21 protein-coding genes and 1 pseudogene are annotated in these 23,080 nt (G+C 68.6%); 7 read left to right on the top strand and 15 right to left on the bottom strand.

Annotated features, from left to right (window positions below):
• Positions 1-60: 60 nt before the first annotated feature.
• Entirely contained in the window at positions 61-462 is a 402-nt protein-coding gene (locus AB0F51_RS34255; RefSeq protein ID WP_360286776.1) for a hypothetical protein, read from the bottom strand.
• A gap of 101 nt (positions 463-563) precedes the next feature.
• Here AB0F51_RS34255 and AB0F51_RS34250 point away from each other — a divergent pair, with 101 nt between their 5' ends.
• Entirely contained in the window at positions 564-1,085 is a 522-nt protein-coding gene (locus AB0F51_RS34250; protein ID WP_360286773.1) for a hypothetical protein, read from the top strand.
• A gap of 61 nt (positions 1,086-1,146) precedes the next feature.
• Here AB0F51_RS34250 and AB0F51_RS34245 read toward each other — a convergent pair whose 3' ends face one another.
• From AB0F51_RS34245 to AB0F51_RS34235, 3 genes are all read right to left on the bottom strand, one after another.
• Entirely contained in the window at positions 1,147-2,238 is a 1,092-nt protein-coding gene (locus AB0F51_RS34245; protein WP_360286771.1) for a branched-chain amino acid aminotransferase, read from the bottom strand.
• 111 nt (positions 2,239-2,349) lie between these two features.
• Positions 2,350-3,399, bottom strand: coding sequence for a 3-isopropylmalate dehydrogenase (locus AB0F51_RS34240; protein ID WP_360286768.1), 1,050 nt, complete (start codon positions 3,397-3,399; stop codon positions 2,350-2,352).
• Positions 3,396-3,548: a hypothetical protein gene (locus tag AB0F51_RS34235; RefSeq protein ID WP_360286765.1), complete on the bottom strand. Its 153-nt coding sequence runs from the start codon at positions 3,546-3,548 to the stop codon at positions 3,396-3,398. The genes AB0F51_RS34240 and AB0F51_RS34235 overlap by 4 nt, the downstream gene beginning before the upstream one ends.
• A gap of 258 nt (positions 3,549-3,806) precedes the next feature.
• Here AB0F51_RS34235 and AB0F51_RS34230 point away from each other — a divergent pair, with 258 nt between their 5' ends.
• The 3 genes from AB0F51_RS34230 (at position 3,807) to AB0F51_RS34220 (ending at position 6,119) form a co-directional block, all read left to right on the top strand.
• Positions 3,807-4,373 carry a class I SAM-dependent methyltransferase gene (locus tag AB0F51_RS34230; RefSeq protein WP_360286763.1) on the top strand — a complete coding sequence of 189 codons (567 nt, stop codon included), beginning with the start codon at positions 3,807-3,809 and terminating at the stop codon, positions 4,371-4,373.
• 91 nt (positions 4,374-4,464) lie between these two features.
• Positions 4,465-4,989 (top strand): SigE family RNA polymerase sigma factor, encoded by a 525-nt coding sequence (locus AB0F51_RS34225; protein ID WP_360286760.1) that lies wholly within the window; start codon positions 4,465-4,467, stop codon positions 4,987-4,989.
• Positions 4,986-6,119 (top strand): hypothetical protein, encoded by a 1,134-nt coding sequence (locus AB0F51_RS34220; protein ID WP_360286758.1) that lies wholly within the window; start codon positions 4,986-4,988, stop codon positions 6,117-6,119. The genes AB0F51_RS34225 and AB0F51_RS34220 overlap by 4 nt, the downstream gene beginning before the upstream one ends.
• Before the next feature lie 191 nt (positions 6,120-6,310).
• Here AB0F51_RS34220 and serA read toward each other — a convergent pair whose 3' ends face one another.
• From serA to AB0F51_RS34170, 10 genes and pseudogenes are all read right to left on the bottom strand, one after another.
• Positions 6,311-7,909 carry a phosphoglycerate dehydrogenase gene (gene serA / locus AB0F51_RS34215; protein WP_360286755.1) on the bottom strand — a complete coding sequence of 533 codons (1,599 nt, stop codon included), beginning with the start codon at positions 7,907-7,909 and terminating at the stop codon, positions 6,311-6,313.
• A 112-nt stretch (positions 7,910-8,021) separates the two neighbouring features.
• Positions 8,022-9,146, bottom strand: coding sequence for a trypsin-like peptidase domain-containing protein (locus tag AB0F51_RS34210; RefSeq protein WP_360286752.1), 1,125 nt, complete (start codon positions 9,144-9,146; stop codon positions 8,022-8,024).
• Between the two features lie 200 nt (positions 9,147-9,346).
• Entirely contained in the window at positions 9,347-10,414 is a 1,068-nt protein-coding gene (ilvC, locus tag AB0F51_RS34205) for a ketol-acid reductoisomerase (RefSeq protein ID WP_360287030.1), read from the bottom strand.
• Positions 10,415-10,576: 162 nt separating this feature from the next.
• Positions 10,577-11,080, bottom strand: a pseudogene (gene ilvN, locus AB0F51_RS34200) (acetolactate synthase small subunit); the annotation flags it as partial.
• Positions 11,080-12,828 carry an acetolactate synthase large subunit gene (locus tag AB0F51_RS34195; protein WP_360286750.1) on the bottom strand — a complete coding sequence of 583 codons (1,749 nt, stop codon included), beginning with the start codon at positions 12,826-12,828 and terminating at the stop codon, positions 11,080-11,082. The pseudogene ilvN and the gene AB0F51_RS34195, both read right to left, overlap by 1 nt.
• 319 nt (positions 12,829-13,147) lie before the next feature.
• Entirely contained in the window at positions 13,148-14,824 is a 1,677-nt protein-coding gene (gene ilvD, locus AB0F51_RS34190; RefSeq protein WP_360286748.1) for a dihydroxy-acid dehydratase, read from the bottom strand.
• Between the two features lie 106 nt (positions 14,825-14,930).
• Positions 14,931-15,215, bottom strand: coding sequence for a ubiquitin-like small modifier protein 1 (locus AB0F51_RS34185; RefSeq protein ID WP_360286745.1), 285 nt, complete (start codon positions 15,213-15,215; stop codon positions 14,931-14,933).
• Positions 15,215-16,306, bottom strand: coding sequence for an exo-alpha-sialidase (locus AB0F51_RS34180; protein WP_360286743.1), 1,092 nt, complete (start codon positions 16,304-16,306; stop codon positions 15,215-15,217). Before AB0F51_RS34180 ends, AB0F51_RS34185 begins: the two co-directional genes overlap by 1 nt.
• A gap of 52 nt (positions 16,307-16,358) precedes the next feature.
• A complete protein-coding gene (locus AB0F51_RS34175) occupies positions 16,359-17,288 on the bottom strand; it encodes a 2-hydroxyacid dehydrogenase (RefSeq protein WP_360286741.1) in 930 nt (309 codons plus the stop codon).
• 49 nt (positions 17,289-17,337) lie between these two features.
• Entirely contained in the window at positions 17,338-17,874 is a 537-nt protein-coding gene (locus tag AB0F51_RS34170) for a TIGR03086 family metal-binding protein (protein ID WP_360286739.1), read from the bottom strand.
• Positions 17,875-18,200: 326 nt separating this feature from the next.
• On the opposite strand from AB0F51_RS34170, the gene AB0F51_RS34165 reads away from it, so the two are divergent.
• On the top strand, positions 18,201-19,442 hold the full coding sequence (locus AB0F51_RS34165; RefSeq protein WP_360286737.1) for an FAD-binding oxidoreductase: 1,242 nt from the start codon (positions 18,201-18,203) through the stop codon (positions 19,440-19,442).
• Entirely contained in the window at positions 19,439-20,728 is a 1,290-nt protein-coding gene (locus AB0F51_RS34160; protein ID WP_360286733.1) for a cyclopropane-fatty-acyl-phospholipid synthase family protein, read from the top strand. The genes AB0F51_RS34165 and AB0F51_RS34160 overlap by 4 nt, the downstream gene beginning before the upstream one ends.
• Before the next feature lie 80 nt (positions 20,729-20,808).
• Here the strand turns inward: AB0F51_RS34160 and AB0F51_RS34155 are convergent, their stop codons facing one another.
• Complete coding sequence (locus AB0F51_RS34155; protein WP_360286731.1) at positions 20,809-21,549, bottom strand: peptide deformylase; 741 nt, start codon at positions 21,547-21,549, stop codon at positions 20,809-20,811.
• Between the two features lie 149 nt (positions 21,550-21,698).
• On the opposite strand from AB0F51_RS34155, the gene AB0F51_RS34150 reads away from it, so the two are divergent.
• Complete coding sequence (locus AB0F51_RS34150) at positions 21,699-22,832, top strand: PQQ-dependent sugar dehydrogenase (RefSeq protein WP_360286728.1); 1,134 nt, start codon at positions 21,699-21,701, stop codon at positions 22,830-22,832.
• Positions 22,833-23,080: the final 248 nt, after the last annotated feature.

Here is a 23,080-nt window from a genome sequence, read left to right as displayed (position 1 = left end):
ACGGCCGATCGTCTCGAAAAGCGAACATCCAGTACTACGGAGCGTGGCGGAGTACTGGAATCAGGCGGTGAGCGACCAGCCCGGGTCGTCCCAGGCCGTGTAGAAGTCCTCCCGGCTGAGCTCCCGCAGACCCCACTCGTCCCGGTTCAGGGCCTGCTCGGTCAGCGCGCCGTCCTCGTCCTCGAGCCGCTGCCACCAGTACCGCAGTACGGTGCCGTCCTCGCCGACCTGCAACTGCCGGACGACGACCCACTCGCGCTCGTGCCAGACCGCCTCGAACAGCCAGTCCGTCCCGTACTCGTCGGCGCGCGCCCCGAAGGTCCGGGCGCCGGTACCCCGGTCGAGGTCGCGGATCAGCTCGACCGACGCGCGATACGCCTGCACGGTCTCCGGCTGCCAGCCACGCTGCTCGGCCAGCTCCGCGTAGTACGCCTCGACTTCGTCCGGAAAGCTGCTGCTCATGCCCTCGCCCTCAGTGTGGAAACGGTTCCCCGACCCTATCCAACCGGTGGGCCCGGCGGCTGAGAGGATCCTGTGAAGTCCAGCCAGGCCGAGAGGAAACGATGAGCCAGTCCGACGACGTCGCCCGCCGCGACGCCTTCGAAGACGACGTCCGTACTGCGTTGTACCGCCCGAACGGCGAGCTGCGAAGGCTGCAGTTCCGCCTGATGGGCTTCGCCCTGGCCGTCGGGCTGCTGGTGACGCTGGCACCGACCTGGTTCCTGGCCGAGGGCCGCTCCGGGAGGACCATCGAGAGCTACAGCGGTATCAGCCTGAGCCTGTTCGGCTTCACCATCGGCGACCCTGCCCCGGTGAGTGGTCTCGCCATCGCGCTGATGCTGGGCTACCTGTTGCTTGTCCTCGTTCTCCTGCTGCTCCCACCCGGCCACATCAGCGTCGTGATCCTCGGGACCGCGGGCCTGCTGGCCACCTTCCTTGCCGTCGTGAACCTGCAGGCGTCGGACGAGGACGGGCGATCGGCCTCCGTCGAGGCCCACTGGACCGGCGCACCGATGGTCGCCATCTTTCTCTGGCTCGCCCTGATCACCAACGCGGCCATCGCCAACAAGACCCTCAGCGACTGAGCGCACAACAAAACAGCGCCCGGAGAGCCGTGGGGTTCTCCGGGCGCTTTGCTGGGATGTTTCAGCAGACCTTGGTCATCCAGCCGTGGGGGTCGGCGGCCCGGCCGTACTGGAGGTCGAGGAGGGCGGTGCGGATGGCGGCGGTGACCTTGCCGCCCTCGCCGTCGGCTACCTGGGTCTCGCCGCCGCGCCACTTCAGTGAGGCGACCGGCGTGATCACCGCGGCCGTGCCGCAGGCGAACACCTCCTGGATCCGCCCGGAAGCGGCACCTTCGCGCCACTCGTCGATCGAGATCTTGCGCTCGGTGACGGTGTGGCCGAGATCGGTGACCAGCTTCAGGATCGAGTCGCGGGTGATGCCCTCGAGGATCGTGCCGGACAGCTCCGGCGTGACCACCGAGCCGTCGTCGAGGACGAAGTACAGGTTCATCCCGCCGAGCTCTTCGACCCACTTCTTCTCGACCGCGTCGAGGAAGGCGACCTGGTCGCAGCCGTTCTCGATCGCCTCGGCCTGCGCGAGCAGTGACGAGGCGTAGTTGCCGCCGGTCTTGGCCGCGCCGGTGCCGCCAGGGGCCGCCCGGGTGTACTCCTCGCTGAGCCAGATCCGGACCGGCTTCACGCCTTTGGCGAAGTACGAGCCGGCCGGGGAGGCGATCGCGCAGTACGTCACCTGGGCCGACGGCCGGACGCCGAGGAACGGGTCCGAGCCGAACATGAACGGCCGCAGGTACAAGGAGGTCTCACCGCCGCTGGGAACCCAGGCCTTGTCCAGCTCGATCAGCTTGTGCAGCGAGTCCAGGAAGGCCCGCTCGGGCAGCTCCGGCAGCGCGAGCCGCTGGGCGGAGCGGTTGAACCGCGCCGCGTTCGCCTCCGGCCGGAACAGGTGGATCGAGTCGTCGGGGTGCCGGTAGGCCTTCATCCCCTCGAAGATGGTCTGGGCGTAGTGGAACACCGAGGTCGCGGGAGACAGCTCCAGCGGCCCGAAGGCGGTGATCCTCGCGTCGTGCCAGCCGTTCTCCGCGGTCCAGGTGGCGATCGCCATGTGGTCGGAGAAGTGTTGCCCGAACCCTGGGTTCGCCAGGATCTGGGCGCGCTGGTCGTCGCTGGCCGGTTGGGTGTTTGGCTCAACGGTGAACTGCAAATCCGCGCTCATAGCGGCACCGTACCTCTTGACGAAGTGGTCAGGCGAGCGTGCCGAAGCCGCTCGCCGCGGCTCCGGCGCCGGGTGGCGCCGGCCGGGCGGGCGTCGTACGAGTCCATCAGCTCAGCCGGCCGCGCGCTTCGCGATCGCGTCACCGATCTCGGCGGTGGTCCGCGGGGCGCCGGTGCGCTCCTCGATGTCGGCCGTCACGGCGGCCTCGATCGCGGCCGCCGCCTCGGTCAGGCCGAGGTGGTCGCACAGCAGGGCGGTGGACAGGATCGCTGCCGTCGGGTCCGCCTTCTGCTGGCCGGCGATGTCCGGAGCCGAACCGTGCACGGGCTCGAACATGCTCGGCGCGGTCTTGTCCGGGTTGATGTTGGCGCTCGCGGCCAGCCCGATGCCGCCGCTGATCGCCGCGGCCAGGTCGGTGATGATGTCGCCGAACAGGTTGTCGGTGACGATCACGTCGAACCGGGCCGGGTCGGTGACCAGGAAGATGGTCGCCGCGTCCACGTGCAGGTAGTCGACCGTCACGTCCGGGAACTCGGTCGCGACCGCGTCCACGGTCCGCTTCCACAGGTGACCGGCGTACACGAGCACGTTGGTCTTGTGCACCAGCGTCAGCTTCTTGCGCGGCCGCGCCTGGGCCCGGGCGAACGCGTCCCGGACCACCCGCTCCACGCCGTACGCGGTGTTGACGGAGACCTCGGTGGCGATCTCGGCCGGCGTACCGACGCGGAGGGCGCCGCCGTTGCCCGTGTACGGACCCTCGGTGCCCTCGCGGACGACGACGAAGTCGACCTCACCCGGGTTCGCCAGCGGGGAGCCGACGGACGGGTAGATCTTCGACGGCCGCAGGTTGACGTAGTGGTCCAGGGTGAACCGCAGCTTCAGCAGCAGGTTCCGCTCCAGTACGCCGGACGGAACCGTCGGGTCGCCGATCGCACCGAGCAGGATCGCGTCGTGGCCGCGGATGCTCTCCAGCTCGGCGTCCGGCAGCGTGTCGCCGGTGGCGTGCCAGCGCTTCGCGCCCAGGTCGTACTCCGTGCGCTCGAACGTGACGCCGAAGTTCGCGCTGACCGCGTCGAGCACCTTGAGCGCCTCGACGGTGACCTCGGGACCGATCCCGTCGCCACCGACAACAGCCAGCTTGAAAGACTTGTTGCTGCTCACTTCTTGGGTTCTCCCCCGTTGTCGCGGCGGTTCATGGCCTCTTGGACTGGCTGGTTCTCGGTCCGGCGTGGCGCGGGGCGGCGACGGCGGGCGGCTTTGCGCTCGCGTCCGTCGACAACCTGCCAGTTGGCCGGATACATGTCGTACATGCTGTCTCCCGTTTGGTCTGGTGCTTGTCACAAACGGCCGACGACTGGCACTACCGGGCGGGAGGTACGCCGAAACCCGCGCCGGGGAGGTCGGCCTTAGCGGACCCCGGCGCGGCAGCGAATAAGGCGTACCACGAACTGCATGATGGGTCCGAAGATACTCTGACGTCCGACTATCTCGCCACAATGCGGGCACTCTGTCCCGCGATGTGAGATGTCAGTGACACGGCTGAGCCAATGCTGTGCAACTCTCAGGCGGTGAGTGCTCCCCCAGAACTGCCACCGCTGGTTTCCGCGGCCCTCAGCCTGTCCGGCCGGCGCGGATTCGTCAGCGCGACCCGCAACGAGACCGGCCGGCTGCTCGCCACCTTGGCGGCGTCACGGACCGGAACCCTCGGCGAGGTCGGCACCGGTTGCGGCGTCGGCTCGGCCTGGCTGCGCCACGGCGCGACCGACGAGACCAAGATCGTCACCGCCGAGAGCGACCCCCAGCTGGCCCAGGTGGTCAAGGAACTCTTCGCCGACGACGGCCGGATCGAGGTCCTGTCGGCGGACTGGACGGCCCTGATCGAACGCGGCCCGTTCTCGCTGCTGTTCGTCGACGCGCGCGAGGCCAAGCTCTCGGCCCGCGACGTGATCGCCGAGGCGGTCGAGCCCGGCGGGTTCGTCGTACTGGACGACTTCACTCCGTCCGCCGTCTGGCCGCCGATGTACGAGGGCCGCGTCGACACCCTGCGCCAGGAATGGCTCCAGGACAAGCGCTTCACCACCGTCGAGATCATGGTCGCCACCGACGCCGCGGTCCTGCTCGCCACCCGGCGCTGAAACTGTCCGCACCGCCCTGCCAACACTTCGGCGACCCCGAAGCGTCAGGGAGGCAGAACGGCGCGAGGGGCGCCGGGCGGAAAGGACTCAGATGGCCATCGGGCGTGAATTCGAGGAGTTCACGGTCAGCAGACAGCGAGCCTTGTTCAGGTATGCCTATCTGCTGGTCGGCGAGCGGGGACTCGCCGAGGACCTGTTACAGGAGTCCCTGACCAGGACGTACGTGCGCTGGAACAAGCTGCGCGACTCGGCCAACGCCGAGGCCTACACCCGCCGGGTGATGACGAACACGGCGATCAGCTGGTACCGGCGCAGGTCGTGGCGCGAACGCCCCCACGACACGCTGCCGGCCAGCCTGGCGACGCGGTCCGACGACGGGTCCGGCGAAGTGACCGCGCGGATCTGGCTGTGGGCCGAGCTCGGCAAGCTGCCGCCGCAGCAACGCGCAGTACTGGTGCTGCGGTACTACGAGGACCTGACGCAGGCCGAGACCGCACGCGTGCTCGGCTGCACCGAAGGCACGGTGAAGAGCCAAGCCTCCCGTGCCCTGAAGAAACTGCGCGCGGGCCTCGGTCCTGACGCGCTCCTGATCGTGGAAAGCGTGGTGACGGCATGACCGGCCTGCTCAAGGAGACCTTCGCCGAGGAAGCCGAAGCCATCGGCGACCCGAACCTCGACCTGGACGCGATCGTTGCGATCGGCAACCGACGGATCAAGCGCCGGCGTCTGGCGGTGCTGATCACCGCGGTTGCCGCGGGCGCTGCCATGGTCGCCGGCGGCGTGACAGTGGTGCAGCAGTTGGGCGGCGGCTCGGAGGCACCGGTGGTCAGCGCCGAGCTGGGTTTCAAGGAACGCCGGCCGTCATGGGCCGACGGCAACGAGATCCACTTCGGATCCGAGGTACTGCGCGTCCGGTCCGCGATCAGCTCGTTCGTCCAGACCGATGTGGGGTTCGCCTACGCGGGTGCCGACGGTTCCGTCTACCGGGTGGTTGGACGAGGCACCCAACTGATTGGCAAGGGCAACAACACTCATCTGCTCGCCGTGGATCCGGACCGGGCGCTCGTCGGCTGGGTCGACGCGACGCCGAAGGTCCCCGAGTTCGTCCTGTATGACCTGGCCGGCGACCGCGAGGTGGCCCGCACGGCAACCGGCAACAAGGCCGGCGCCGCGACCGCCGACGTACCGGTCCGGGTCGCCGCGATCGACGACGGCGTGGCGTACTTCGGCGCCTCGGACGGCCTGCGCCGCTGGACCATCGCGACCGGCAAGAGCGAACTGATCAAACCCAAGGCAGCCCCGACCTTCGTCCAGGCCGCCGACGCCGGACAGATCGTGTGGGAGCACACCGCGGCCGGCAAGGACACCGAGCTGGCCATCGGCCCGGACGTCAACGCACCGGCCGTCCAACACATCGCCGGCTGGCGAGGAAACCTCTCCCCCCAGGCCCGCTACCTGCTCACCGACAAAGCAGACGTCGTCCGCCTGGCCAACCTGCAAACCGGCCACACCGCAACCGTGACCATCCCCGACTACCAACTGATAGTCCCCACCCAATGGCAAGGCACCAACACCTTCTACGCCGCAGGCTTCCGCCCCGAAGAATCCGCCCCCCTGGACCTCCTCACCTGCACCATCACCCCAGACAACACCACCACCTGCAAGGTGGCAGTCCCCCACTTCGCTCCCCCAATCACCAACAACTCCACAACCCAATTCCCGGTAGGCGTCCCCATCCAGCAGTAGCCGCGCAGTACCCCGGAAATGCAGGTGGGCCCGAGCGCGCTCCCGGGTGGGAGGGCTCGGGCCCTGGCCGGCCGCCATGCGCCTGCGGGCGGCAGGCCGGATTCTGCGATCAGTTCTCGTGGGAGAAGGATCCGTTCCAGTGTGCCTTCACCCCGGGGTCATCAGCCAGTCCCGGGGTGCATCGAAAGGCTTCAGACCTCGAGGTCGACCGCGCGGGCGGTGTCGGCCTGTACTGCGGTGGCGATGTCGTCGAGGACCGTGGTCGGGATGGTGGAGTCGACGCTCAAGGCGACCAGGGCCTTGCCGCCCTTGCGGTCGCGGCTGACCTGCATACCGGCGATGTTGATGTCGGACTCACCAAGGATCCGGCCAACGGCGCCGACGATGCCCGGCCGGTCCTCGTAGCTGAGGAACGCCAGGTGCGCCGCGAGCTCGACCTCGAGGTCGAAGCCGTCGATCTCGACCAGCCGCTCGGACTGCTTGACGCCGACCAGCGTGCCGGACACGGACACCTGGCCACCGTCGGCCAGCGTGCCGCGGAGGGTGATCAGGTTGCGGTGTTCCGGGCTGTCGTGGTCGGTGAGGAGGCGGACCTCGAGGCCGCGCTCGGCCGCGAGCAGCGGGGCGTTCACGTAGGAGACGTTGTCCTCGACGACGTCGGCGAACACACCCTTCAGCGCGGCCAGCTCAAGCACCTTCACGTCGTACTGCGTGATCTCGCCGCGGACCTCGACGTCGAGCTGCTGGGCGACTCCACCGGCGAGGGCGGTGAAGATGCGGCCGAGCTTCTCGGTCAGCGAGATGCCGGGCCGGACGTCCTCGGCGATCACGCCGCCCTGGACGTTGACCGCGTCGGGCACGAGTTCGCCGGACAGCGCGAGCCGGACGGACTTGGCGACCGCGATACCGGCCTTCTCCTGCGCCTCGTCGGTGGACGCGCCCAGGTGCGGCGTGGCGACCACGTTCTCGAACTCGAACAACGGCGAGTCGGTGCACGGCTCCTTGGCGAACACGTCCAGCCCGGCCGCGGCGACCCGGCCTTCCTTCAGCGCGGAGTACAGCGCCTGCTCGTCGACGATGCCACCACGGGCCGCGTTGACGATGATGACCTCGGGCTTGACCTTGTGCAGCTGCTCGTCACCGATCAGGCCGATCGTCTCCGGCGTCTTCGGCAGGTGCACGGAGATGAAGTCGGACGCGGCCAGCAGCTCGTCCAGCGACGCGAGCCGGACGCCCATCTGGGCGGCGCGGCCGGCCTGCACGTACGGGTCGTAGGCGATCACGTTCATGCCGAAGGCGGCCAGCCGCTGGGCGACCAGGACGCCGATCTTGCCCAGGCCGACGATGCCGACGGTCTTCTCGTACAGCTCGACACCGGAGTACTTCGAGCGCTTCCACTCGCCGTTCTTCAGCGACTGGTCGGCGGCCGGCACCCGGCGGGCCGCGGCCAGCAGCAGCGCGACGGCAAGCTCGGCGGCGCTGACGATGTTGGAGGTCGGCGCGTTGACCACCATCACGCCGGCCTGGGTGGCGGCCTTGACGTCGACGTTGTCCAGGCCGACCCCGGCGCGGGCGACGACCTTCAGCTTCTTGGCGGCGGCCAGCGCCTCGGCGTCCACCTTGGTGGCGCTGCGGATCAGGATGGCGTCGACGTCGGCGATGGCCGGGATCAGCTCGGCGCGGTCGGCGCCGTTGGCGTGCCGGATCTCGAAGTCGGGGCCGAGGGCCTCGACGGTAGCCGGGGAGAGTTCTTCGGCGATCAGGACGACGGGTCGGGCTGCGACTGTCATGGAGACATCTCCTGCGGAAGCGGTTGGGTGCTCGAAAAGTCAGAGCACAGCGCTGTGCCCGCTGGTGACGATGTTACCTGGTCGCGGATCCGGCCGCCCGCTGGGTCTCATCTCAGTCGCAGGCACGCAGCGGCTGGACGGCGGGCGCCGAGTCGATCACCAGCCGGCCGTTCTCGCGGACCATCCGGTACCGCTTGTCGAGCCGGTGGCAGGTCTGGCCCTGGGCCCCCGGACTGTTCGGCGAGAACAGCGCGGTGTACGTCATCCGGGCGTTCACCTCGGCGCCGGGCTGGGTCACCTCGATGATCCGGGCCCCGAACAGGTACGACGTCTGGTGGTTGTCGCGGTCCCGCTTCTCGGTGAGGTGGCGGGCCAGCCCCTTCGAGTAGAACTGCTGGACCGCCGCGAAGTCGTGCTTGTTCGTCGCGGTCAGGTAGTCGCCCAGCAACTTCTGGACCTCGCCCGCCAGCGGCGTGTTGGCCACCGCCAGCTCGGGGACGATCGCGAGCTGCGGGCCCCGCGAGCGTGGGCACTTGCCGCCCGGCTCCGGGGTGAGGCCTACCTGCCCGGGACCGGCGTACTGACGGAGTTTCTCGAGCGGGACGATCTTGGCGGTGGGCACCGTGTCGCCGGTGATCAGGCCCACCACGCGGCCCTTGTTGTCCAGGGCCGGAGCGCCGAGCTTCGTCGCGTTCAGCAGCGTCCGAAGCGGCTTCGGCTCCTCCGCGGGGCCGAGCAACTGGATCGTCTGCAACCCGTTGGCGATGAAGGCCACGACCGCCCGCTCGGCAGCAGCCGGCGGATCCTTCGGGGCGAGCTGAGCCTTCCCGGGCAGTTGACCGACCATCCGCAGTACGGCGACGCCGTCCGCGCTGCTGCCGAGCACATTGGCCGGGCGTACCTCACCGGTGTTGGTCACCAGCGCGACGGACATCGGCTGCTTGATCGAGGAGGACGCGGTCAGCACCAGCCCGTCGTCGAGCAGTACGCCGCTGGCGATGCCAGTGCCCTCGCAAGTCGTCGCAAGCACCTTGACGATGCTGGGGCCGGCCTTCTCGAGCACCTCCGCGGTGTCGAGGGTCAGGCTGTTCTGACGCACCAGCCATCCGGCGCCCGCGCCCAGAACGAGCGCGAACACGACCAGCGGCAGCACGAACCGCAGCCGGAACTTCGGCGGCAACGGCGGCTCGGCCGTCGTGGCAGCGGCAGGCCGTCGCGGGGCCTCGATCGAGGTCAACTGCGAAGGCAGTCCGGGCGGGACGCGTCGGGGCGGCCTCGGCAGCTCACTCCTGCCGCTGTCCACCATCGACTACCCCCTGCTCACCTGCCTCGGACTGTCCGTTCCGATTGTCTCAAACACAAAGCCGACGTCCGGGCCACCACGAGGCGACCCGGACGTCTTCTTTGCTGCGAGCGGCTGGACAGCCGGTACTACGGTCAGCGGGCGGAGGTGCCCTCGACGTAGTCGTCGTCGTGCGACTTGACCCACGCCATCAGACCGCGGAGCTCCTTGCCGACGGCCTCGATCGGGTGCTCCTCGCTCTTCTTGCGGAACTCGGCGAACTCGGGCGCGCCGGCGTCCTGGTCGGCGATGAAGCGCGCCGCGAAGGTGCCGTCCTTGATGTCGGCCAGTACGTCGACCATCCGCTGCTTCACCGACGCGTCGATGACCCGCGGGCCGGACACGTAGTCGCCGTACTCCGCGGTGTCGGAGACCGACCAGCGCTGCTTGGCGATGCCGCCTTCGTAGATCAGGTCGACGATCAGCTTGAGCTCGTGCAGGCACTCGAAGTACGCGACCTCGGGCTGGTAGCCGGCCTCGGTGAGCACCTCGAACCCGGACTGGATCAGCGCGGAGACACCACCGCAGAGCACGGCCTGCTCACCGAACAGGTCGGTCTCGGTCTCCTCGGTGAAGGTGGTCTTGATCCCGCCGGCCCGCAGGCCGCCGATGCCCTTGGCGTAGGACAGCGCGAGGTCCCAGGCCTTGCCGGAGGCGTCCTGCTCGACCGCGACGAGCACGGGAACGCCGCGGCCCTCGCTGAACTCACGGCGGACCAGGTGACCGGGGCCCTTCGGGGCGACCATGAAGACGTCCACACCGGCCGGCGGCTTGATGTAGCCGAACCGGATGTTGAAGCCGTGACCGAAGACGAGCGCGTCGCCGTCCACCAGGTTCGGCTCGATGGCCTCCTTGTACAGGGAGCGCTGCGCCGGGTCCGGGGCGAGCACGACGATGACGTCGGCCTCCTCGCACGCCTCGAACGGGGTGAGCACCCGCAGGCCCTGCGCCTCGGCCTTGGCCCGGCTCTTGGAACCCTCCGGCAGGCCGACGCGGACGTCGACGCCGGAGTCGCGCAGGGACAGCGCATGGGCGTGGCCCTGGCTGCCGAAGCCGAGCACGGCCACGTTGCGGCCCTGGATCACCGACAGGTCGGCGTTGTCGTCGTAGAACATTTCTGCTGCCACTTGGAGCTCGTCTCCTTGGTTTTGCTGTTTTGAGATAGGGGGTCAGGCCTGGCGGGCCGGGGCGGGACGGTGGCCCGGCGGCGGCGCCGGCACCGGGTGGGACGCTGAGTTGTTCGCGGCTGCGCCCGCAGTACCGGCGGGGCGGGCCTGCAGGGCCGGTGCTCCGGAGGCCACGTGCGGCGGCGGGACCGGGACCGGGCGCAGGGTGCGGTCGGAGATGGAGCGGCTGCCCCGGCCGATCGCGACCATGCCGGACTGGACCAGCTCGCGGACGCCGAAGGGTTCCAGCACCCGGAGCATGGCTTCGAGCTTCTCGGGATTGCCGGTGGCCTCGATGGTGATCGCGTCCGGAGCGACGTCCACCACTTTCGCACGGAACAGCTGGACGGTCTCCAGCACCTGCCCCCTGCTCAGGGTGTCCGCCTTGACCTTCACCAGCAGCAGTTCGCGCTGCACGGTGGCGGTCGGCTCGAGCTCGACGATCTTGATCACGTTCACCAGCTTGTTCAGCTGCTTGGTGATCTGTTCCAGCGGCTGCTCGTCCACGCTGACCGCGATCGTCATCCGGGACACCTCGGGGTGCTCGGTCGGGCCCACAGCGAGTGAGTCGATGTTGAAGCCGCGGCGCGAGATGAGCGCGGCGACGCGAGCCAGCACACCGTGCTTGTTCTCGACCAGGATGCTCAGGGTGTGTTTCGACATTACAGCTCCTCCCCGTCCCACTTCGGCGCCATGTCGCGGGCGATCTGGATGTCGTCGTTACTGGTGCCGGCGGCAACCATCGGCCAGACCATCGCGTCGCGGTGCACGACGAAGTCGACCACCACCGGCTGGTCGGTGACCGACATCGCCTTGTCGATGGTGGCGTCGACCGACTCCTTGTCCGAGCAGCGCAGCCCGACGCCGCCCATCGCCTCGGCCAGCTTGGCGAAGTCGGGGATCCGGGCCGAGTGCAGGTCGGTGTTGGAGTACCGCTTGTCGTAGAACAGGGTCTGCCACTGCCGGACCATGCCCAGCGACTGGTTGTTGATCACCGCGACCTTGATCGGGATGCCCTCCAGCGCGCAGGTGACCAGTTCCTGGTTCGTCATCTGGAAGCAGCCGTCACCGTCGATCGCCCAGACGGTCTTGTCGGGCCGCGCGACCTTCGCCCCCATCGCCGCGGGCACGGAGTACCCCATCGTGCCGAGGCCGCCGGAGTTCAGCCAGTGCAGCGGCTTCTCGAACGGCAGGTAGTGCGCCGCCCACATCTGGTGCTGGCCGACGCCGCTGGTGTAGATCGCGTCCGGTCCGGCGATCTGGCCGATCCGCTGGATCACGTACTGCGGGGAGAGGCTGCCGTCCTCCGGTTCGTCGTACCCGACCGGGTATTTCGCCTTGACCGAGTCGAGCAGGCCGCGCCAGGCGGAGTAGTCCGGGGTCCGGCCGCTGCTCGCGATCTCGCTGTTCAGCGCGGCGATCAGGTCGACGATGACCTCTTTGCAGTCACCCACGATCGGCACGTCGGCGTGCCGGTTCTTGCCGATCTCGGCCGGGTCGATGTCCGCGTGGATCACCTTCGCCTCAGGGGCGAACGAGTCCAGCTTGCCGGTCACCCGGTCGTCGAACCGTGCGCCCAGGCAGATCAGCAGGTCGGACCGCTGCAGCGCGCCGACGGCCGAGACCGAGCCGTGCATGCCCGGCATGCCGAAGTGCAGTTCGTGCGAGTCGGGCAACGCGCCGCGCGCCATCAGGGTGGTGACCACCGGGATGCCGTGCTGCTCGGCGAGCTGCTTCAGCTCGGCGTACGCCTTCGCCCGGATCACGCCGCCGCCGACGTACAGGACGGGCTTTTCCGCGGCGGCGATCATCCGGGCCGCCTCCCGCACCTGCTTGGGGTGCGGGCGGGTCACCGGGCGGTAGCCGGGCAGCGAGAGCTCGGTCGGCCAGCGGAAGTCGACCTTGGCCTGCATCGCGTCCTTGGTCACGTCGACCAGCACCGGGCCGGGGCGACCGGTGGAGGCGATGTGGAAGGCCTCGGCGATCGTGCTGGCGATGTCGTTGGGGTCGTTGACCAGGAAGTTGTGCTTGGTGATCGGCATCGTGATGCCGCGGATGTCGGCCTCCTGGAAGGCGTCCGTCCCGATCGCGGCACTGGCCACCTGACCGGTGATCGCGACCATCGGCACCGAGTCCATGTACGCGTCGGCGATCGGTGTCACCAGGTTGGTCGCGCCCGGGCCGGAGGTCGCCATGCAGACGCCGGTCTTGCCGGTCGCCGAGGCGTAGCCCTGGGCGGCGTGGCCGGCGCCCTGCTCGTGACGTACCAGGATGTGGCGGATCTGGGTCGAGTCGAGCATCGGGTCGTACGCCGGAAGGATCGCGCCGCCCGGAATGCCGAAGACGGTGTCCACTCCGGCATGTTCCAGTGCGCGGATCAGAGCCTGTGCTCCGGTCAGCTGCTCACTCATGGTGCCTTCCCTCGGTCGTCACTGCTGGGAGATCGTCACTGCTACACAAAAGAAAACGCCCCCTCCGCCGGGTGGGCTGAGGGGGCGCGCTCGACTCGGGGGTCGCGTCAGTCGGCGCGCCGCACAAGTACGAGAAGAATCGATCGCATGCAGTCACCATTGCCGACTCCCCTCGACCCGGTCAAGCCCGGTCCAGTTCCATCTCGACATCCGAGATCACTGTCTTACGTACAGCCTCAGTCTAAGACCTGCCGATCGGGGCGACGGACGGGCACCTTGCGGCGGGCCGTAGGCGCCCACGACGGTTTGGCGGGAACCTCTAGATGCAGACGGCTCCCTGGGAGGCGGAGGTGACGAGGCGGCGGTACTTGCCGAGCACGCCCTTGGTGATCGCGGGCTCCTTGGGGATCCAGCCTTCACTGCGACGCTCAAGCTCCTCGGGCTCGACGTGCAGCTCGAGGGTCCGGTTCTTGACGTCCAGGGTGATCCGGTCGCCGTCGCGGACGAACGCGATCGGTCCGCCGTCGACGGCCTCGGGCGCGACGTGGCCGACACACAGGCCCGTCGTACCGCCGGAGAAGCGTCCGTCCGTCAGCAACAGCACGTCCTTGCCGAGTCCAGCACCCTTGATCGCGCCGGTGACGGCGAGCATCTCGCGCATCCCCGGGCCACCCTTCGGACCTTCATAGCGGATCACGACGACGTCGCCGGCCTTGAGCGAACCAATGGCGTCCATCGCACCGCGCTCGCCGTCGAACACCCGCGCAGTACCTTCGAAGACGTCCGAGTCGAAGCCGGCGCTCTTCACGACCGCGCCCTCGGGGGCCAGCGAGCCGTGCAGGATGGTGATCCCGCCGGTGCCGTGGATCGGCTTGTCCAGCGCGCGGATGATCGTTCCGTCGACGTCCGGCGGGGCGATGTCGGCGAGGTTCTCGGCCATCGTCTTGCCGGTCACCGTCAGGCAGTCGCCGTGCAGCAGACCGGCATCGAGCAGCGCCCGCATCACGACCGGGATGCCGCCGACCCGGTCGACATCGGTCATCACGTACCGGCCGAACGGCTTCAGGTCGCCCAGGTGCGGGACCTTGTCGCCGACCCGGTTGAAGTCGTCGAGGGTCAGGTCGACCTCGGCCTCGCGGGCGATCGCCAGCAGGTGCAGTACGGCATTGGTCGAGCCACCGAGCGCCATCACCACGGCGATCGCGTTCTCGAACGCCTCCTTGGTGAGGATCTGGCGCGCCGTGATCCCTTGCCTCAGCAGGTTGACGACCGCCTCACCGGACCGGCGGGCAAAGCCGTCTCTTCTTCTGTCCACCGCGGGCGGAGCCGCCGAACCGGGCAGCGACATCCCGAGCGCCTCGGCCGCGGACGCCATCGTGTTCGCGGTGTACATGCCACCGCACGCACCCTCACCGGGACAGATCGCCCGCTCGACGGCGTCGACCTCGTCGCGCGTGATCAGGCCGCGGACACAGGCACCGACCGCCTCGAACGCATCGATGATGGTGACTTCCTTGTCACCCAGCTTGCCCGGCATGATCGAACCGGCGTACAGGAAGACGCTGGCGAGATCCAGGCGGGCGGCGGCCATCAGCATGCCCGGCAGCGACTTGTCGCAGCCGGCCAGCAGGACCGAGCCGTCGAGCCGCTCGGCCTCCATCACCGTCTCGACCGAGTCGGCGATGATCTCGCGGCTGACCAGCGAGTAGTGCATGCCGACGTGGCCCATCGAGATGCCGTCCGACACGCTGATCGTGCCGAACTCCAGCGGATACCCGCCGGCCGCGTGCACGCCGTCCTTGACCGCCTTCGCAAGGCGGTCCAGCGACAGGTTGCACGGCGTGATCTCGTTCCAGCTCGAGGCGACCCCGATCTGCGGCTTGACCCAGTCGTCGTCACCCATCCCGACGGCGCGCAACATACCCCGCGAGGCAGTCGCCTCCAGGCCGTCCGTGACTGTGCGGCTCCGCGGCTTGATATCAGGCGTGTTCGGCATACCGCTCACTGTAAGAGCGCCCGCCCGGCAAGACTCCCGACCCCCTGTCCAGTACCTTTTGCAGTCAACGAATTACCACAGGCGGCACATCTTGGTAATTGCGATGTCAACCTCCCGCGACGCTGGGGAGGATGAGGAGTTCGTCGCCGTCGGACAGCTTGGTGTCGAGGGCGTTGAGGTCGCGGATGTTGTCGTTGCCGAGGAAGACGTTGACGTGCCGGCGCAACCCACCCTGGTCGTCGGTCAGCCGCCGGCGCAATGCCGGATGCTCCGCTTCCAACGCGGCGAACACCGCACCGACGGTCGGCTCGTCCGGTACGTCGATCTCCACCCGCTCCGCTCCCCCGGCGAACGGCCTCAACACCGTCGGAAGCTTCACGTGCACAGACATCAGTCCACCACCGCGGCGCGCACAGTCAGTACGTCGGGAAGATGGCGCGCCACCTCGGCCCAGGTGTCACCGGCATCGGCGCTCGCGTAGACGCAGCCGTCCCGGGTCCCGACGTACACGCCGGCCGGGGCCGCCTGGTCCACGCACAGCGCGTCTCGCAGTACGGGCGCGTACGACGGGACGTCGGGCAGGCCGGTTGTCAGCGCTTCCCAGGTCGAGCCGGCATCGCGGGAGCGGTAGACCCGGCACTTCGCGTCGGTGGGGATCCGGTTGCCGTCGGCGATCAGCGGGAAGACGTAGACCGTCTCCGGCTCGTGCGGGTGCACCACGATCGGGAAGCCGAAGTCCGAGGGCAGGCCGTCCGCGATCGACTTCCAGATCGCACCGCCGTCGTCGGAGCGGTAAACCCCATGGTGGTTCTGCGCGAAAAGCCGCTCCGGTACGTCGGGATGCGCCGCCAGCTTGTGGACGCACTGACCGAACTCGGGATCCGGATCGGGCATGAAGTACGCCTTGATCCCGTTGTTCGCCGGTTTCCACGACTCACCGCCGTCCGCGGTCTGGTAGACCCCGCCGGTCGACATCGCCACGCTCATGCGTTGTGGATCGGTGGGATGCGGAAGCACAGTGTGGATCGCCTGGCCGCCGAAGCCGGCACCCCAGTCCTTGCGGTGCGGGTGATCCCAGAGCGCGCGGACCAGCTCGAACCGGACTCCCCCGTCGGTCGACTTCCACAGGGAGGACGGCTGCGCACCGGCGTACACGACTCCGGGCTGGTCGGCCGGCCCCGGCTGGATCTGCCAGACACGTTCGAGCGACGCGTCGGCGTCGGCCGGGAACCCGATCGAGCCCTCTGGTGGCTCGTCCCACGTCTTGCCGAGGTCGTCGGAGTGGAAGACCGCCGGACCCCAGTGCTCGCTGGTGCCGCCGGCGAACAGGCGCGGCCGGTCGCCGCGGGTGTCGATGCCGACGGAGTAGACCCCCTGCATCTCGAACTGCGGGCCGTCGAGCGTCCATTCCCGGCGCTCGGCATCGCTGCGGCCGATCCAGAGACCCTTCTTGGTTCCGATCAGCAGTACGGCGTTGGACATCTTTGTCCTCCTCCATCGTCGGCACGGCCGGCCCGCCGCGCCACAGGTTTGGTTAGCGCGGCGGCCCCGCGACTACGTTGATCAGCGGTTCGCCGTTGGCGTAGCGCTCGAGCTGGGCCCGCACCAGCCGGGCGACCCGCGGCGAGAACGCCGTCGAGGCACCACCGCGGTGCGGATTGATCAGGACATTCGGAGCCGACCACAGCGGATGGCCGGCGGGCAGCGGTTCGGGGTCGGTCACGTCCAGCGCGGCGCGGATCCGCTCAGTGGAGAGCTCGGCGACCAGCGCGTCGGTGTCGACGATGACGCCCCGCGCCATGTTGATCAGCAAGGCGCCGTCCTTCAACTGGGCCAGGAACTTGGCATCGACCATCCCCCGCGTCTCATCGGTCGCGGGTGTGAGCAGCACGACGACATCCGCGCGTGGCAGCAGCTCGGGCAGGTCAGTGATCGGGTGGACGCCGTCGCGCGGCCGCCGTGCGACCCGGATGACGTCGCACTCGAACCCGTCCAGCCGCCGCTCCAGCGCCTCACCGATCGAGCCGTAGCCGAGGATCAGCACGGTCCGGTCGGCCAGCGAATCGTCCAGCTCCTGGTACGACGACGGCCACTCCCCGCGTTCCTGGTTCTTCACCGCGCGCGGCAACCGCCGGTACGACGCCAGGATCAGCCCGACCGCGAGCTCAGCCGTCGAGGCGTCGTGGACACCCCGCGCGTTGCACAAGGTGACTCCCTCCCGCAGGTGCGGCAGCACGTTCTCGAAGCCGGCCGTCTGGGTCTGGACAACCTTCAGCGCCGGCATCTCGGCGATCACCTCGACGACCTCCGACGAGCCCATGTAACTGGGCACGTAGAACTCGATCGCGTCCAGCGCGGGACGCTCGCCACCGGCGTAGTACCGCGCATCGATCCCTGCCGGGAGACCGCCGAGAAAGTCCTCGGGGTCCTTCCACGGCAGCAAGGTCTTCACCAAATCAGCCATGCTCCGCAACTTACTCGCACCTCAGGACAGTTTCGTACTACGACTTCGGCTACGGCTGTCGCCCGGTGATCCCCACCAGCCGATCCATCAGCGGCGCCTCGGCCGGGACCTCGATCGGAGCCGCCCACAGCTCGGGAACTGGCGGCTGGGCGAGGAATCCGGCCACGTGCTCGTAACAGGCCTGGACTGTTTCGGCGGGCAGTTCGTAAGGCACTCCGGTCGCCTTCGACAGGTCCCAGCCGTGCACCACGACCTCGGTCAGCGCGATCCGGCCCCAGGTCTCGTTCGGGAGCTTCAGACCGCCCTGGTCGGTCTCCCCCGCCCAGGCCTCCGGGTCGTCCCAGGCCTTGCCCAGAACCAGCAGCCGTTGCCCGAGGACTTCCCGCCACTCTCCGTCGAAAGCCAGCGCGGTGCCGGTGACTTCAGCGCCGGCGGCCTCCGCGAAACCGCGGGCGCTTTCGTCCACATGTTCGAGCAGATCCCGCACGGTGTACTTCGTGCACGGCGTGCTGTTGCCGAGCTGCTCGTCGGTGATACGGACGACGAGCTCGCTCACGTGGTGACAGGCTGGTTGCAGATCGATCATCGAGTTCTCCTTGTCCGGGTCTCTCCTCCGGTACGTCGGAGCCCTGGGCGCCACCTCGACATCGGGCGGAAGAATTGTTTCCACCCGGGTAAGACCACTGGCTCTGTGGTTCTGAAGTGCACTTCAGGTGCAGTGGGAGTGCAGTGAGAATTCGTGCCGGAGACGGCTTCCCGTCGTACTCTGAACAGGTGCCTTCGACATCGGATCTGGCCCCGACTCTCGATCACGATCAGGCCGTAGGACGGCTGAGATCGTCTTATCAGCGCATCCCGGCGGGAGTTCCGGTCCGCCTCGCGAAGCGTAGTTCGAACCTGTTCCGGCCCAGGATGGCGGTAGAAACTCCCGGCCTGGACGTGTCCGGACTGACCGGGGTGATCTCGGTGGACCCGGCCGGCCGGACCGCCGACGTCCAGGGCATGTGCACCTACGAAGACCTGGTCGCCGCGACCCTGCCCCACGGGCTGGTGCCGATGGTGGTCCCGCAGTTGCGCACGATCACGCTGGGTGGCGCCGTGACCGGCCTCGGGATCGAGTCCTCGTCGTACCGGGCCGGTCTGCCACACGAGTCGGTGCTGGAGATGGACATCCTGACCGGCGCGGGCGAGATCGTCACCGCCCGGCCCGACGGCGAGCATGCCGAGCTGTTCCGCACCTTCCCGAACTCGTACGGCTCCCTCGGCTACGCCACCAGGCTCCGGATCGAGCTCGACCGCATCTCGCCGTACGTCGCGTTGCGGCACGTGCGGCTCGGCCTGGACGAGCTGGGCCCGGCGATCGAGTCGATCGTTGCCGATGGCACGTATGGCGGTGAGCCGGTGCACTTCGTCGACGGCGTCGCGTTCGCCCCCGACGAGGCCTATCTGACCTTGGGGCGGAACAGCGATACCGCGGTACAGGTCAGTGACTACACCGGGCAGCAGATCTTCTACCGGTCGATTCAGCAGCGAACGACCGATGCTCTGACGGCACACGACTATCTGTGGCGCTGGGACACCGACTGGTTCTGGTGCTCGGCGGCCTTCGGCGCTCAAAACCCTTATGTACGGCGGATCTGGCCGCGCCGGCTGCGGCGCAGCGACATCTACCACAAGATCATCGGCTTCGAGAACCGTCATCAGGTGGCTGCCCGGCTCAATCGGCGGCGCGGCAACCCTGACCGCGAGCGGGTGGTCCAGGACGTCGAGATCCCGGCCTCGCGGCTGGCCGGGTTCCTCCGCTGGTTCGACGCCGAGGTGGGGATGCAGCCGGTCTGGCTGTGCCCACTGCGACTGCGATCTTCTGAGCCGTGGCCGTTGTACCCACTGGCCGCGGGTGAGACCTATGTGAACGTCGGCTTCTGGGGCACCGTGCCGATCGCGCCGGGCGCCGAGGACGGGGACGTGAACCGGCGGATCGAGGCGGCCGTCGCCGACTTCGACGGCCACAAGTCCTTGTACTCCGACGCCTACTACGACCGGGAGACCTTCGACCGGCTCTACAACGTCCCGGCCCTGACGAAGGTGAAGGAACGCTACGACCCCGATGCCCGGCTCACCGGGCTCTACGAGAAGGCGGTGACGCGCCGATGACGGCAACGATCCCGACGCAGGTATCGATCGCAGGAGCGCTCACGGCGGTGGCCCCGGAAGGCCTGCCCTTCCGTTTCACCGCCTACGACGGCAGTGCGACCGGTCCCGAGGACTCGCCGATCCACATGCACCTGGCGACCGAGCGCGGTCTGTCGTACGTGCTGACGGCTCCCGGCGACCTGGGCATGGTGCGCGCCTACGTCCAGGGTGACCTGGAGATCGAGGGCAGCCATCCCGGCAACCCGTACGACCTGATGAAGATGATGCTCAACCAGCTCCATTTCGAGCGCCCGACCCCGGCGGAAGCGTTGCGCATCGTCCGCGGCCTCGGCTGGAGCCACCTCAAGCCGCCACCGCCACCACCGCAGGAGCACCTGCCCAAGTGGCGCCGCACCTTCGAGGGCCTGCGCCACTCGAAGGCCCGCGACAAGGCCGCGATCCACCACCACTACGACGTCTCGAACACCTTCTACGAGTACATCCTCGGCCCGTCGATGACCTACACCTGCGCCGTCTACCCGACCGCCGACGCGACGCTCGAGCAGGCGCAGTACGAGAAGTACGACCTGGTCGCCCGCAAGCTCGACCTCAAGGCCGGCCAGCGCCTGCTGGACGTCGGCTGCGGCTGGGGCGGCATGGTCCGGCACGCCGCCCGCGAGTACGGCGTGAAGGCGCTGGGCGTCACCCTGTCGGCCGCGCAGGCCGAGTGGGCCCAAGCTGCGATCAAGCGCGACGGGCTGGAAGACCTGGCCGAGGTCCGCTTCTCCGACTACCGCGACGTCTCGGAGCGCGAGTTCGACGCGATCAGCTCGATCGGCCTCACCGAACACATCGGCGTGCGCAACTACCCGTCGTACTTCGGCTTCCTGCTCGACCGCCTGAAGCCAGGCGGCCGCCTGCTGAACCACTCGATCACCCGCCCGGACAACCGCTACCGCTCGACGGGCGCCTTCATCGACCGCTACATCTTCCCCGACGGCGAACTCATCGGCTCCGGCCGCATCATCACCGACGCCCAGGACGCCGGCTTCGAAGTACGCCACGAAGAAAACCTCCGCGAGCACTACGCGCTCACCCTCAAGGCCTGGTCCGAAAACCTGGTAGCCCACTGGGACGAAGCAGTAGCCGAAGTCGGCTACCCCACAGCCAAGGTCTGGGGCTTGTACCTAGCCGCCTGCCGAGTCGGCTTCGAACGCAACAACACCCAACTCCACCAAGTCCTAGCAGTAAAACTGGACGACCAAGCCAACGCCCACTTCCCCCTCCGCCCAACCTGGGGTAGCTGAGAGCAAGAGGCTCCAGCGATGGCATCCGCTGGAGCCTCTTGTCGTGCCTGACGGCAGGCGGCCGACGGCCGGCCGCCGAGTCAGGCTTGGTCGAGGTGGAAGTGGAGGGTTTGGGCGGCTCGGGTGGGGATGGGGTCGTTCCAGGTGGACAGGTAGTTCTGGGTGGTGGAGAGGGAGCGGGGTTCCAGTTTGTCCACGTAGACGGTGCCGCGGAGGTGGTCGGTTTCGTGCTGGACGATGCGGGCCTGCCAGCCGGTGAAGTGTTTGTGGTGCCGGTGGCCGGTGGCGTCGGTGTAGGTCGCGTGGACGGCGTACGGGCGGTTCACAACGCCGGTGTAGCCGGGCATGCTGAGGCAGCCCTCGTAGAAGCCGCGGCGTTTGCGGCCGTCGGGACGGTAGTCCGGGTTGATGGCCGTGAAGAACTCCAGCGGATACCGGTGACGCGCCTCGGCGACCTCTGGTGACACCGCGGCAGGATCTTCCAGTACTGCGATGCGCACCGGTACGCCGATTTGCGGGGCAGCCAGGCCCACGCCAGGTGCTGCTTTCATCGTCCGGCGCATCAGGGCGATGAAGTCGGTCAGTACGTCGTCGTCGACCTGGCCGTCGAACGGTTCCGCGACCTGACGTAGTACGGGATCGCCGAGCGACACGATCGGGGCGACGCCGTCGGAGTACTTCTCGACGAGTTCCGTGATCAGGGTTTTGACGGTGTGCGCATCGTTCATGGTCTCGCGGCCAACTCCTGCAGCTGTCTGGGCACCAGCGGCCAGCGGCAGGGCCGCAGTACCGGCTAGCAAGGTACGCCTGGTGATACTCACAAGCCCTCCAACGGCCGATCCGTTTCGGGCGCCTATTCTCCCCGACGGAGGGGTTCGTGCGGCGGACCCATAACGTGGGGCGCGATGCGGCGTTGGAGTGGTCGATACCTTGGAGGTCCGGGGGTCGCTCTGGGAGACGGATGGTGCTCATGGGTAAGGGAGTTCGGGCCGGGCTGTTGGTGGCCACGGTCGCGCTGGTCGGCGGTTGTTCTGATGCGGGCGGAGACGCCCAGCCGTCGGTGTCGACCTCCACGCCCGCCGGGCAAACTGCGCGGCCAACGGGCGGGCAGCCGTCCAGTACTGCGCCCAGCCGGCCGGTGAAGCTCGCCGCTGCCGGGGTGGTGGCGAGTGGCCTGGAGGTGCCGTGGGGATTGGCGTTTCTGCCCGACAAGAGCGCCCTGGTGACCGAGCGGGACTCCGGCAAGGTCAAGCGGATCGTGGGCAACCAGGTCAGCGAGGTCGGGACCGTGCCGGACGTGGACCCGTCGTCGGAAGGCGGGTTGCTCGGGATCGCGGTCGATCCGCAGTACCCGAAGCGGCCTTTTGTCTACGTCTACTACTCGAGCAGCGATGACAACCGGATCGCGCGGCTGAACTACAGCGACGGCAAGCTCGGCGAGGCCACGGTGATCGTGGAAGGGATCCCGCAGGCGGCTGTGCACAACGGCGGACGGATCAAGTTCGGACCGGACGGCTTCCTGTACGTCGGCACAGGAGACGGCGCTGACCGGCCGAACTCGCAGAACGACGACTCCCTCGGGGGCAAGGTCCTGCGGATCACCACCGACGGGAAGGCCGCGCCGGGCAATCCGGACGGACGGCTGTGGATCTCCAAGGGGCACCGGAACGTGCAGGGCCTGGCGTTCGACGGGCAGCAGCTGTACGCCGCGGAGTTCGGGCAGAACACCTGGGACGAGCTGAACGCGATCACCGCGGGCGCGAACTACGGCTGGCCGGCCGCCGAAGGCATCAGCCAGCTCGACGGCATGGTCGACCCGATCGCCCAGTGGCAAACCGCGGACGCCTCGCCGAGCGGAATCGCCTTTGCCCAAGGCAACATCTTCATGGCCGGCCTGCGCGGCGAACGCCTCTGGGCCACCCCGGTCGCCAACGGCAAACGCACCGGCGAGCCAGTAGCCTTCTTCACCGGCCAATACGGCCGCCTCCGCACAGTCGAAACCGCCCCCGACGGCTCCCTCTGGCTAACCACCTCCAACACCGACGGCCGAGGCGAAACCCGCCCCAACGACGACAAGATCCTGCGAGTCACGATCACCAACTAGCTGAGCTCAGAAGGACGCTGGGCTGAGCTAAGCGCTGAGGCTCGGGTCAGGGAAGGTGTGGTGGGCCTTGGGGTGGCGCCGGCGGGGCGCCCGGGCTGGACGGGACGAGGCTGGGCCCGGCGCCATGGTGGCGGCCGGGCTGGACCGGACGAGGCTGGGCCCGGCGCCATGGTGGCGGCCGGGCTGGACCGGACGAGGCTGGGCCCGGCGCCATGGTGGCGGCCGGGCTGGAGGGGACGAGGCTGGGC

Origin of the sequence: Kribbella sp. NPDC023855 (genome assembly GCF_040639475.1) — a bacterium.
Lineage (GTDB): Bacteria > Actinomycetota > Actinomycetes > Propionibacteriales > Kribbellaceae > Kribbella.
This window is presented reverse-complemented; position numbering and strand designations above follow the sequence as displayed.